Origin of the sequence: Aquamicrobium sp. NLF2-7, from assembly GCF_022359935.1 — a bacterium.
Classification (GTDB): Bacteria; Pseudomonadota; Alphaproteobacteria; order Rhizobiales; family Rhizobiaceae; genus Mesorhizobium; species Mesorhizobium lusatiense.
The window spans coordinates 58,758-71,499 of the sequence record NZ_JAKSED010000003.1; the positions used below are offsets into that span (position 1 = coordinate 58,758).

Here is a 12,742-nt window from a genome sequence, read left to right on the forward strand (position 1 = left end):
GTTGAGTGTCGACACCTCTTGTGCCAACCTGAAGGCGGAGGAGAAAGATCATGGTGTCGGCGCTGTCGCACATCAGGGAGATCGAGCGCGTTGCCATGGGCAGGCCCTCGAACCGGGATCGCCCTGTCATTCAGTCATGGCTGCGTTGCCTCAACGACTACCAGCTCAATCCCGCGCGCCCGCAGGAAGCCTATATCGTACCCGCCACCCAGTTGCGGGAACATCGCGAGCAGTCGGAAGAGCTGATCCGCATCGGGCGAACCGGGCTCGAAGGGCTGTTCAGGCAGGTGGCCGATCAGAACTACGTGCTTTTGCTGTCCGATGCGCGCGGCGTCACCGTCGAGTTCATGGGCGATCCGACCTTCGACAACCAGTTGCGCAAGGCGGGGCTGTATCTCGGATCGGAATGGTCGGAAGACCGGGCGGGAACCTGCGCCGTCGGCGCCTGCATCGTCTCGGAAAAACCCGTCATCATTCATCAGGACGATCATTTCGATGCCTGTCATATCGGCCTGACCTGCACGGCCGCGCCGATCTTCGACACGTTCGGGGATCTGTCGGCGGTGCTCGACATCTCGCAGCTGCGCTCGCCGACCGAGAAGGCCAGCCAGCAGCTGGCGCTGCATCTGGTCGCCTCCACGGCGCGCCGCATCGAGCTTGCGAACCTGATGACGCGGGCGCGGGAAGACTGGGTTCTGCGGCTGGCGCGGCTGCCCGATTTTCTCGATGTCGATCCCGATGCGGCGATCACCATCGACGGCAACGGCATGATCACGGGCATGACCCATGGCGGCTTCGGCGCGGTCGCGCGCTCCATGAACCAGAATACGGCGCCAACACGGGATTTCATCGGCAAGCCGGTCTCCGATATCTTTGACATCGACATCGACCAGCTTCCCGCCCTGATGCGGGGCAGACCGAATGGCGAGCGCATGGTGCGGGCGCGCAACGGGCTGGCGCTGTTTGCCAGCGCCATCGCCCCGATCAGCAGCTTCCGCACCCCGTCGACGATCATCCCCGCACGGCTGCCTGCCGCCCTGCGGCATCTGAGTTTCGGCGATCCGGCCATGGAGGCGTTGCAGGCGCGGGCGGCGAAACTGGCGGACCGCAATCTGCCCATCCTCATCCGGGGCGAAACCGGCAGCGGCAAGGAATATCTGGCCCGCGCCATTCATGACAGCAGCGCGCGATCCGGTCCCTTCGTCGCCGTCAACTGCGCGGCCATCCCCGAGCAGCTGATCGAATCCGAACTGTTCGGCTATGCGCCCGGCGCCTTCACCGGCGCGATGCAGAAGGGCAAGACGGGCCTGATCGAGGCGGCAAACGGCGGAACGCTGTTTCTGGACGAGATCGGCGATATGCCGCTTGCCCTGCAAAGCCGGCTTTTGCGGGTGCTTTCCGAAAACGAAGTGCAGCCGGTGGGAGCGCTCAGGCCGAAGCCCGTTAGGTTCCGCCTGCTTTCGGCATCGCACCGCGATCTTGCCGCCATGGCCGCCGAAGGGCGTTTCCGGGAGGATCTGCTCTACCGGCTGAACGCCGCGACGCTGACGATTCCGCCCCTGCGCCAGAGGCGCGATTTCGACGGGCTTGTCGATCATCTCCTGCGCCGTCACGGCGAGGAGGAGGGCGAGACCATCACCATCGACCTCGCCGCCCGGCGGGCTCTGGCGCGCCATGACTGGCCGGGCAACCTGCGGGAGCTGGACAACACCTTGCGGGTGGCGGCGGCGATGGCGACGGATGCGGCTATCACCGCCGAGTGTCTGCCGGAGCATTTTCAGACCGAAGCTCTCCCCGGCGGCGGGCAGGTAGACAATGAGGCATTGCGCCGCCAGCTCGGCGAATGCGGCAACAATGTCTCCGAGCTGGCGCGCCGGCTGGGCGTCAACCGCTCCACCATCCATCGGCGGCTGAAACGCCTGCACTGACCCTGCAACAGGTGCAACACCTGTTGCAACCGGCCTGTTGCATCGGGCGCGGGGGCAATTTTCTGTTTGTTGAGAATATAGAGAAAACAATCGTTTAGGTGTTGGCCTGCATCTGGCACGGCCCTTGCTAACTCTTCCATGGGACAAAATGGAGGAGACATGCATGCGTGCGTTGCGCTTTTATGCGGCAAAGGATCTGCGGGTGGAGGAGGTGGCCGCGCCGCCCGATCCGGGCCCGGATCAGGTGCTGATCGAAAACCGCTTCTGCGGCATCTGCGGCACCGATCTGCATGAATATGCCTATGGGCCGATCTTCATCCCCACCGAGCCGCATCCGTTCACCGGGGCAAGCGGCCCGCAGGTTCTGGGGCATGAGTTTGGCGGCGTGGTCAAGGCCGTCGGCGCGGATGTGACACATGTGAAGGTCGGCGACCGCGTCTCCGTGCAGCCGCTGATCATGCCGCGGGCGGGAGACTATTTCGCCGATCGCGGGCTTTACCATCTGAGCACCAGCCTCGCGCTGGCCGGTCTGTCCTGGCATTCGGGCGGCATGTCCGGTCAGGCGCTGCTCAACAGCTACAATGTGCAGCCGATCCCTGACGATCTGAGCGACGAGGAGGCGGCACTCATCGAGCCGACGGCCGTGGCGGTCTATGCCTGCGATCGCGGCGGCGTCACCGCCGGCAACAGCGTGCTGGTCACCGGCGCCGGCCCCATCGGCATCCTGACCGCGATGGCGGCAAGGGCGGCCGGCGCATCGCAGATCTTCCTGTCCGACCTCAACGACACCCGCCTGCAGCTTGCGCGCGAGAAACTGGGCGAGGTCCGCACCATCAATCCGAAAGCCGAGAATGTCGGCGATGTGGTGCGGGCCGAAACGGAAGGGAACGTCGGCTGCGACGTCGCCATCGAATGCGTGGGCAACGAGCACGCGCTGAAGAACTGCACCGATGCCGTGCGCAAGCAGGGCGTCGTGGTGCAGACCGGCCTGCACCCGCATGAGAACCCGCTCAACTGGTTCGATGTCACCTTCAAGGACATCGATATCAGGGGCTCGTGGGCCTATCCCACGCATTACTGGCCGCGCGTGGCGCGGCTGATCGCCAGCGGCCAGATACCGGCAGCCAGAATCGTCACCGCGACGATCGCATTGGAGGATGCGGTCGCCGAAGGTTTCGACCGGCTGCTCGACCCGGCCGGCACCCAGCTCAAGATCCTGATCGATCTGAACAGATAGACACATTTCACTGCCGGTTCCGGGAGGGCCGGCGCAACTTTGCATGGGAGGAAATTGCAATGCTTGAGAAAACCCCGACAGTGCGCGTGCAGGCCGTTCTCGACAAGTTCGGCGCTGCGCTGGAAGGCGGCCGCATCGACGAGGCGGTCTCGTTGTTCGCCGACGAATGCTACTGGCGCGATCTCGTCGCCTTCACCTGGAACATCAAAACCGTTGAAGGCCATGACGAGGTGCGCGACATGCTGCAATCCCAGTTGCAGCAGGTGAAGCCAACCAACTGGCAGGTAGCGGAAGGCGAAACCGCGACCGAAGCCAACGGCGTCACCGAAAGCTGGATCTCGTTCGAGACCGAAGTTGCGCGCGGCTACGGCCTCGTCCGCCTGAAGAATGGCAGGATCTGGACGCTTCTCACCGTCATGTCGGAACTGAAGGGTCATGAGGAAAAGGCGGGCTTCACCCGGCCGCTCGGTGCGAAGCACGGGCAGAACCTCGGCGCGAAAACATGGAAGGAAGAGCGCGAGGAGGAAGAGCGCACGCTGGGCTACGAAAAGCAGCCCTATGTGCTGGTCATCGGCGGCGGGCAGGGCGGCATCGCGCTGGGCGCGCGGCTGCGCCAGCTCGGCGTGCCGACGATCATCGTCGAACGCAACGAGCGGCCAGGCGATTCCTGGCGCAAGCGCTACAAGTCGCTCTGCCTGCACGATCCGGTCTGGTACGACCACCTGCCCTATATCGACTTTCCGAAGAACTGGCCCGTCTTCGCGCCCAAGGACAAGATCGGCGACTGGCTGGAATTCTACACCAAAGTCATGGAGCTGAACTACTGGACACGCTCGACCGTCAAGTCCGCCAAATGGAACGAGGCGGACAAGGAATGGACGGTGGTCATCGACCGCGATGGCGAGGACGTCGTGGTACGCCCGAAGCAGCTGGTGTTCGCCACCGGCATGTCCGGCAAGCCGAACATCCCGACCGTGAAGGGACAGGACCGCTTCAAAGGCGAGCAGCATCATTCGTCCCGCCATCCCGGCCCGGATGGCTACAAGGGCAAGAAGGTGGTGGTTATCGGCTCCAACAATTCGGCCCATGACATCTGTGCCGCCCTTTATGAGGCCGGCGTCGACGTCACCATGGTGCAGCGATCCTCCACCCATATCGTGCGGTCAGAACCGCTGATGGAACATGGGCTCGGGGCGCTTTATTCAGAGCAGGCGCTGCAAAATGGCGTGACCACCGCCAAGGCGGACCTGATCTTCGCCTCGCTGCCCTACCGCATCATGAACGAGTTCCAGAAGCCCATCTACGACAAGATCCGCGAGATCGACGCCGATTTCTATGCGGCGCTCGAAAAGGCCGGCTTCCAGCTCGATTTCGGTGCGGACGGGTCGGGCCTGTTCCTCAAATATCTGAGGCGCGGCTCGGGATACTATATCGATATCGGCGCTTCGCAGCTCATCATCGACGGCAAGATCAGGCTCGCATCCGGCCAGATCGAGGAGATCACCGAGAATTCGGTGAAGCTCGCCAATGGCACGGAGTTGCCCGCCGACGTCATCGTCTATGCCACAGGCTACGGTTCGATGAACGGCTGGGTCGCCGACATCATCGACGCGGAGACAGCGGACAAGGTCGGCAAGGTCTGGGGACTGGGTTCGGACACGCCCAAGGACCCCGGCCCGTGGGAAGGCGAGCAGCGCAACATGTGGAAGCCGACGCAGCAGGAAGCGCTGTGGTTCCACGGCGGCAACCTGCACCAGTCGCGCCATTACTCGCAATATCTGTCCCTGCAACTGAAGGCGCGCATGGAAGGCATACCGACGCCTGTCTACGGCCTGCAGGAAGTGCATCACACGAAGTGATGTCTTTGGCCGGCGCATGGGTTTAGCCGAACCCGTGCGCCGGCGAACATGGTCGGGAGCTTTGCCCTTCCGGGAAGAATTGCCCATTCTGCGGGGATGCGGAAAATGGTCCGGAAGCCGGGGTGGCTTGCGGACCATTCCGTTATCGTCGGGAGGGTTTTATGCCCAGTGGCGGCGCAGCGGCGCGGCTTGTGGCAGTTCGCGCGGCAGGTCTTCGGCCAGCACCACTTCCGCATCCAGTTCGCGGGCGAAGCGGTGACCCCAATAGGTCGCGGCCTGAATGGTGGAAGGGGCATAGACGTCGCCGATGCGGCGCAGCGTCGAGATGCCGGCTTCCTCCAGTTTTTCGGGCGCTGCCGCCAGTTCCTCGTAAAGCCCTTCGCGCGGCAGGCGCGCGGTGACGGTCACGATGCCGCCGGCCTTCAGCCTGCGCGTGGTGCCGGGCAGGTAATCGAGGATCTCGACGCTGTCGGTGCCGAAGGAGGTGACCGTCGCCGAGGTGACGACGGCAATGCCCTGACGCGCCAGCCGTTTGGCGATATGGCCCTGCTCCAGCGTGTTCACGGTCCAGGCGGAAGGAATGCTGGCGGGGGTGACCAGCGTCACCTCCAGCCCCCATGAGCGGCACAGTTCCGCCAGCACGCCGCCCATATAGTAGTGGTCGTCGTCGAACACCACGACCGGACCTTCGGGGCGCTTGCCGTTCATCAGGTCGTCGGGCGTGAACACGCGCGGATCGTCGAACCCGGGAATGGGCGCGCCATGGTCGCGGCCGACGCCGTCGCGACGCCAGTCGGCTCCGGTGGCGATGGCGACATGGCCGGCACCGAAGGCCAGCACGTCTTCCGCGGTCAGCGGACTGTCGCGGTAGATATGCACATTGGGCATGACGGAAAGCTGGGTGACGCGCCAGTCACGCACGCGGCCCCATTCGGAAAGGCCGGGCAGGCGCGCTTCGCGGCTCACCCGCCCGCCAAGCTCGGTGCCGGCTTCGGCCAGATGCACCTCATAGCCGCGGCGGCTGGAGGCAAGGGCCGCCTCAAGACCGGCAGGGCCGGCGCCCACCACCAGCACGGTGCGGTCCGATCCTTTCGGCGCGATGCGCTCCGGGTGCCAGCCGCGCCGCCATTCCTCGCCCATGGTCGGGTTCTGGGTGCAGCGCAGATTGGTGTTGGTGTAGTCCGACGACACGCACATGTTGCAGCCGATGCATTCGCGGATTTCGTCGAAGCGGCCTTCCTCGATCTTCTTCGGCAGGAAGGGGTCGGCAATCGAAGGACGCGCCGCGCCGATGAAATCGAGCACGCCGGACTTCACCAGGCTGACCATGCGGTCGGGCGAGGTGTAGCGGCCGACGCCGACCACCGGCTTAGTGGTCACCGACTTCACCCAGCGGGTGAAGTCCTCCTGATAGCCTTCCTTCTGGAAGCGCGAGGTGGCGCTGTCGTTCGACCATGTCGAGACGTTGACGTCCCACAGGTCCGGCAGCTCGGCCAGCCGCTCGACCACGTCGCGGCCTTCGCCATCGCTGGTGATGCCGTCGGCGCCGATCATCTCGTCCACGGCGAAGCGCAGAGCCACGGCGCAGCGGTCGCCGACCGCTTCCTTCGTGTCTTCCAGCACCTCGCGCAGCAGGCGCACGCGGTTTTCGAAATTGCCGCCATATTCGTCGATGCGGTCGTTCTTGCGGGCCTGCAGGAAGTGCATCGGCAGGCTGAGATCATGCGAGGCATAGACATAGATCACGTCGAAATCCGCCTTCTTCGCCCGCAGCGCCGCCTCGCGGTGCCAGCGGCGGAAATCGGCGATGTCGGATTTGTCCATGCGCCGCGCCTGCACCGGCGCATAATAGATGATCGGCCGGTGCGACGGGGCCAGCGGCATCTCGCGCGACGACCAGTTGGCCGACGAGGCGCCGTGATGCATGATCTCGACGGCGGCCAGTGAATTGTGCGCATGAACCGCCTCGGCCATCAGCGCCAGAGCCGGCACATCGGCATCCGACCACAGGCGTCCCTCATGGAACGGCTCGCAATCGCCGGTCGGGTGGATTTCCACCTCTTCCGTGCTGACCACCGCCCAGCCGCCTTCGGCCTTCACGCCGCGCAATTCCGCCAGCGCCTGCGGCTGCGTCCAGCCCATGCCGTTGCAATGCGGCACCTGATAGAAGCGGTTGCGGGCGGTGACGGGTCCGATGCGGACGGGTTCAAACAGGATATCGTAGCGGGGATCACGCGCCATTTGACTGCCTTGCATAATACTGGGTTTCAGTTCACTGCCGCGAGTGCGGCGTCCACGGCCTCGCCGAGGCGCGAGACGATCTCCTCAATGTCAGCCTGGGTGACGATGTAGGGGGGAGCCAGCAGAATGTGGTCGCCCGCGCGGCCATCGACGCAGCCGGCGCCGGGATAGACCATCAGCCCGCGCGCAAAGGCTTCCGCCCTGATGCGCTGGTTGAGCTTCAGGGCGGGGTCGAAGGGCGACTTTTCCGCCCGGTCGCGCATCAGCTCGATGGCCTGAATGAGGCCGCGCCCGCGAATGTCGCCGACATGGTGGTTGGTGCCGAAACGGCCATGCAGGGCGCGGTTCAGGTCTTCGCCGCGGGCGCGCACATTGGCCAGAAGATCGTCGCGCAGGATCACCTCCTGCACGGCCAGCGAGGCGGCGCAGGCCACAGGATGCGCGGAATAGGTCAGGCCGTGCTGGAACACGCCCGAACCGTTGTAGAAGCCTTCATAGACCTCGTCCGAACAGATGACGGCCGCGATCGCCTGATAGCCGCCGCCCAGACCCTTGGCGAGGGTGACGATGTCGGCGGCGACGCCCTCGGCATGGGCGGCGAGGAAGGTGCCGGTGCGTCCGGCCCCGCACATCACCTCATCGAGGATGAGCAGCACGCCATGACGGTCGCAGATCTCGCGGATGCGCTTCAGATAGCCGGGCGCGGGCGCAACCGCACCGGTGGTGGCGCCGACGACCGTTTCGGCGATGAAGGCCATCACCGTTTCGGGACCCAGTTCGAGGATCTGCTTTTCAAGGGCCGCAGCGGCGCGCGCGCCATAGGCTTCCGGCGTCTCGCCGGGCTCCGCGTGGCGGTAGAAAAAGCAGGGCTCGATGAAGGAGGCATCGGCCAGCAGCGGCGCATAGGGCTCGCGCCGCCAGCGGTTGCCGCTCACCGAGAGCGCACCCAGCGTGTTGCCGTGGTAGCTGAAATGGCGGGAGATGACTTTCGTGCGCTGCGGCTGGCCGCGTTCCAGCCAGTACTGGCGCGCCATCTTCAGCGCGGTCTCGGTGGCTTCCGAGCCGCTGTCGACGAAATAGACATGGTTGAGGTCGCCGCCGCAGTTTTCCGCCACGCGCGCGGCCAGCTTCTCGGCGGCTTCCGTGGTGAAGAAGGAGGTGTGGATATAGGCCGCCTGCTTCGCCTGCGCGGCCATGGCCTCCAGAACCGCCGGATGGCCATGACCGAGGCAGGAAACGGCAGCGCCGCCGCAGGCGTCGATATAGGTCCTGCCCTCCGCATCCCTGAGCGTGATGCCGTCACCACCCGCCACATAGGGCAGGGCGGATTTCAGGGCGCGGTGAAAGACATGCGTGGTCATGAGTTATTTCCGGTGGTGGGGGGAGGACTTGATTTCGATGCAATGCCGGGGGCGGGGGCGGGGCCGGAGCTGCGGGCGTTGGCCGCCACATAGGTGTCGGCGGCGTAGAGGCTTTCCTCCACGCGGGTCAGATGCTCGGTCGCTTTGACGCCCAGATGGCGCATCATGCCGGCGGTCAGCGATTCAGCCAGTGCGGTGGCCGCGGTGATGGTGGGGAAAAAGGACGGGCTTGCCGTCTCGAACAGCAAAACATGCTCTGCCACATCGCTCAGCGGCGTGACGCGGCTGTCGGCCAGCGAGATCAGCCCCGCGCCCGAGCGCTTCACGGCACCCGCCACCAGCAGGGAATCGCGCGAATAGGGGCTGAAATTGATCGACAGCACCACGTCCTTCTCGTTGAGCGTGGCAAGCTCGGTGACCAGCGAGGAGCCGGACGCCTCGCTCAGATGCACACCGTCGCGGAACAGGCGCGAAATATAGGTGAAGGTCAGCCCCGGCGCGCGGCAGGACAGGAAAGCGGCGACATAGATGCGCGGCGCTTCGGCCAGCCGGCGCACCGCCGCATCGAAGGTGGCCGCGTCGTTGATCAGGCCAAGGCGCGTCGTATCCACTGCCAGCGTGTTGGCCATGCGGCCAAGCAGGCTTTCCTCGTCCGCGCCTTCGACCAGCGCCGAAGCGCCGCGCGCATAAAGCCCCGGCGAGCCGCGATAGGAGGCGACGTAGATTTCGCGCAGCGACGACCAGTCCGGGAAGCCGAGCGCCCGGGCAAGGCGCACCAGCGTTGCCGGGGCCACGCCGATCGACATGGCGATGTCGCGCATCGAGGATGTGACCACCACGTCGGGGTGATCGAGAATGAAGCGGGCGCCGGCGGCAAGCTGTGCGGGCATGGCCGGTATCTGCTCGTGGATGGTCGCGGTCAGCTCGTCCATCGACATGGTTGCCGAAAGGTCGCGCTCGTTGTTGTCTTTTGCCATGCTCTGCCTGCTCCTCGTCATGCTGCGCCGGGGAGGTGGCGTGACAGGTGTCTTTCCAGATAACCGAACAGACGCGCCATGATGGCCACGACGATGAGATAGATCACCGCGATCGCGATATAGGCCGTGACGTCGTAAGTGCGGGAAAAGATCCTGTTGCCCACTCCCATCAGGTCGAGCAGGGTAACGGTGGAAGCAATCGCAGTCGCCTTGAAAGTGAAGATCACCTCGTTGAACAGCGAAGGCAGCGCCTGCCGGAAGGCGAGCGGCAGGACGATGCGGCGCTGGATCGGCCAGTAGCCCATGCCCTGCGCCAGCGCGGCCTCCTGCAGGCCGCGCGGCACCGACTGCAAGCCGCCACGCAGATCCTCGGCCATGTAGGCGGCATTGTTGAGGGTGAAGGCGACCAGCACCAGCAGGAAGGGCGATGACAGAAGCGGCCACCACATGCTCTGCCTGAGCGCGCCGACATTGCCGCCGTAAAGCTCCAGCAGCGCGGCCGGCAGGCCGAAATAGACGAGGAACACCTGCACGTAGAGCGGCGAGCCGCGAAACACCACCGAGAAGGCCTGCGCTGGCCAGCGCAGCCAGCTGTTTTCAGACGAGCAGGCGAGCGAGATCGGCAGCGCGGCCAGAAAGCCGAGACCGCAGGAGGCGGCGACCAGCGCGAGCGCCAGCCACAGGCCGTTGAGAAGTTCGCGCCAGTGCTCGCCATACATGCCGGCAAGGGTGGAGAAGAATGTCATGGCCGTTCCCTCCCTATGCTGCCAGGCCGCGCCGCGAGCGGCGTTCCAGGGCCTGCAGCCCGGCCGAGGACACCACCGAGATCGCCACATAGAGCAGGGCCGCGGCGCCGTAGAAGGTGAACGGGTCCTTGGTCACCGAAGTCGCCATCTGCGCCTTGCGCATCAGCTCCTGCAGGCCGATCACCGCCACCAGCGAGGTGTCCTTCAACAGCACCAGCCACAGATTGCCGAGGCTGGGCAGGGACAGGCGCACGATCTGCGGAAACCGGATGCGGCGCAGGATCAGCCATGGGCCCATGCCGCTGGCCATGGCTGCCTCCACCTGTCCTTTGGGAATGCCGCGCCATGCGCCCCGGAACACTTCCGACGAGTAGGCGCAGAAGATCAGCGACAGGGCGATGACGCCGGCCATGAACGGACCGACCTCGACGCGCTGTCCGCTCAGCGCCATCAGCAGCTGCGGCAGGCCGAAATAGACGATCAGGATGACGAGCAGTTCGGGCAGGGCCCGGAACAGATTGGCGAAGCCGAAGCCGGCAGCGCGCAGCAGGCGGCTGTCGGAAACCTTTGCCAGCATCGTCGCGAAACCCAGCGCGCTGCCCAGCAGCGAGGCGCAGACGGCAAGCTGAATGGTCAGCCACGCGCCGGCGAGAAGCTGCGCGCCGAAGCCCTGCAAATTCATTCGAAGCCTCCTTGCCTGCTGTGGTCCTGCGGCCATGGCGCTGCGCGTGCGATGCGCCGTGCCTGCCTGACGCCGGACAGATGGTCATTTGATGCGATGGGCGATGCGGGAGACGGCCGAGCCAGTGATGGCCGCCCCCGCTTCGCTTTCCTCCCGGCTGTCAGCGCAGCGGGAAGTCGAAATATTTCTGGCTGAGGGTGGCGAATGTGCCGTCTGCGACAATGGCGTCGAGCGCCTTGTTCAGGTCTGCCAGAAGCGCGCTGTCGCCCTTGCGCACGCCGATGCCGATGCCTTCGCCCAGCAGCGGATCGCTGACCGTCTCGCCGATCTGCACGAACTCGTCGCCGCCATGATCCTTCAGCCATGGGCTGAGCTCCGTCGCATCGCCGAAGGCGGCATCGAGGCGGCCGTTCTTCAGGTCGAGGAACAGGTCGTCGGAAGACACATAGGTCTGGATGGTGGCGACGTCGGCGAACTTGGCGTCGACATAGATGGCGTTGACCGTCTCGCGCACCGCGCCCAGCATCTTGCCCTTCAGACCTTCCGGACTGAATTCCAGATTTGCGTCGGCCCGGCCGATCAGCATGCCCTTGGACATGTAGTAAGGCTCGGTGAAGTCGATCTGCTGGCGGCGGGCCTCGGTGATGGTCATCGACGACATCAGCACGTCGAACTTGCCGCCCTGAAGGGCGGGAATGATGCCCTGCCAGTCCTGCGTGGTCCATTCGCAGCTGCGGTTCATCTTCTCGCAAAGCGCATTGCCGATATCGACATCGAAGCCGGCGACCTTGCCGTCGGCCCCGACATAGTTGAACGGCGCATAGGCGCCCTCGGTGCCCATTCGCAATACGTCCTGCGCGTGTGCGGCACCGGCAATAAGGCTGGCCATGGCCAGCAGGATCAGTCTTTTCATGTTTTTCCTCTCCCAAAAAAACGTCACGTGGAAACGCGGGCCAGAAACTGCGCCAGACGCTCCGAACGCGGTGCGCCGAACAGTTCGGCCGGCGCACCTTCCTCCTCCACAAGGCCCTGACTGAAGAACATGACCTTGCTGGAAACCTCGCGGGCGAAGGCCATTTCGTGCGTCACGACGATCATCGTGCGCCCTTCCTCGGCCAGCATGCGCATGACGCGCAGCACCTCGCCCACCAGTTCCGGATCGAGAGCCGAGGTCGGCTCGTCGAACAAAAGAAGCTCCGGGTCCACGCACAGCGTGCGGGCAATCGCCACGCGCTGCTGCTGTCCGCCCGAAAGCTGCGAGGGGTAGTGGCCGTGCTTGTCGGCCAGCCCCACCCGCTCCAGCAGCGCCATGCCCTTGTCGGCCGTCTCGGCGCGCGGGCGCTTGAGCACATGGATCGAAGCCTCGATGACGTTTTGCAGAACCGTCATGTGCGGCCACAGGTTGAAGTTCTGGAACACCATGCCGACGCGGGTGCGCATGCGCCGCAACTGCGCCTTGTCGGCCGGCTCCGCGCCGCGCGCCGTGTGTTTCAGCCGAACCGGCTCGCCAAACAGGCTGATCTCGCCGGCAGAAGGCGTTTCCAGAAAATTGATGCAGCGCAGGAAGGTGCTCTTGCCCGAGCCCGACCCGCCGATGATGGCGACGACATCGCCCTTATTGGCGGTCAGGCTGACACCCTTGAGTACTTCAAGGCTGGCATAGCTCTTGCGCAGATCGCGGACGACCAGAGGTGTGGCGGAGATCATCGCG

At 65.0% G+C, this 12,742-nt stretch carries 10 protein-coding genes; 3 read left to right on the forward strand and 7 right to left on the reverse strand.

Going from position 1 to position 12,742, the window contains the following annotated elements; genetic code table 11:
* Nucleotides 1-50: 50 nt before the first annotated feature.
* The 3 genes from MIC97_RS18880 (at nt 51) to MIC97_RS18890 (ending at nt 5,024) form a co-directional block, all read left to right on the forward strand.
* The gene (locus MIC97_RS18880; protein ID WP_239801531.1) at nt 51-1,928 is read left to right on the forward strand and encodes a sigma-54-dependent Fis family transcriptional regulator; all 1,878 of its coding nucleotides are present in this window, start codon (nt 51-53) and stop codon (nt 1,926-1,928) included.
* A gap of 163 nt (nt 1,929-2,091) precedes the next feature.
* Nucleotides 2,092-3,165 (forward strand): 2,3-butanediol dehydrogenase, encoded by a 1,074-nt coding sequence (locus MIC97_RS18885; RefSeq protein WP_239801532.1) that lies wholly within the window; start codon nt 2,092-2,094, stop codon nt 3,163-3,165.
* A gap of 59 nt (nt 3,166-3,224) precedes the next feature.
* Nucleotides 3,225-5,024, forward strand: coding sequence for an NAD(P)/FAD-dependent oxidoreductase (locus MIC97_RS18890; RefSeq protein WP_239801533.1), 1,800 nt, complete (start codon nt 3,225-3,227; stop codon nt 5,022-5,024).
* Nucleotides 5,025-5,183: 159 nt separating this feature from the next.
* Here the strand turns inward: MIC97_RS18890 and MIC97_RS18895 are convergent, their stop codons facing one another.
* From MIC97_RS18895 to MIC97_RS18925, 7 genes are all read right to left on the reverse strand, one after another.
* Nucleotides 5,184-7,265: an FAD-dependent oxidoreductase gene (locus tag MIC97_RS18895; RefSeq protein WP_239801534.1), complete on the reverse strand. Its 2,082-nt coding sequence runs from the start codon at nt 7,263-7,265 to the stop codon at nt 5,184-5,186.
* Between the two features lie 26 nt (nt 7,266-7,291).
* Entirely contained in the window at nt 7,292-8,626 is a 1,335-nt protein-coding gene (locus MIC97_RS18900) for an aspartate aminotransferase family protein (RefSeq protein ID WP_239801535.1), read from the reverse strand.
* Nucleotides 8,623-9,603, reverse strand: coding sequence for a MurR/RpiR family transcriptional regulator (locus MIC97_RS25145; RefSeq protein WP_275592525.1), 981 nt, complete (start codon nt 9,601-9,603; stop codon nt 8,623-8,625). The genes MIC97_RS18900 and MIC97_RS25145 overlap by 4 nt, the downstream gene beginning before the upstream one ends.
* Nucleotides 9,604-9,620: 17 nt before the next feature.
* Nucleotides 9,621-10,349, reverse strand: coding sequence for an ABC transporter permease subunit (locus MIC97_RS18910; RefSeq protein ID WP_239801536.1), 729 nt, complete (start codon nt 10,347-10,349; stop codon nt 9,621-9,623).
* 13 nt (nt 10,350-10,362) lie between these two features.
* A complete protein-coding gene (locus MIC97_RS18915; RefSeq protein ID WP_239801537.1) occupies nt 10,363-11,031 on the reverse strand; it encodes an ABC transporter permease subunit in 669 nt (222 codons plus the stop codon).
* Between the two features lie 160 nt (nt 11,032-11,191).
* Complete coding sequence (locus MIC97_RS18920) at nt 11,192-11,944, reverse strand: transporter substrate-binding domain-containing protein (RefSeq protein WP_239801538.1); 753 nt, start codon at nt 11,942-11,944, stop codon at nt 11,192-11,194.
* Nucleotides 11,945-11,967: 23 nt separating this feature from the next.
* Nucleotides 11,968-12,738, reverse strand: a complete 771-nt coding sequence (locus tag MIC97_RS18925) for an ATP-binding cassette domain-containing protein (protein WP_239801539.1) — start codon at nt 12,736-12,738, stop codon at nt 11,968-11,970.
* Nucleotides 12,739-12,742 lie beyond the last annotated feature (4 nt).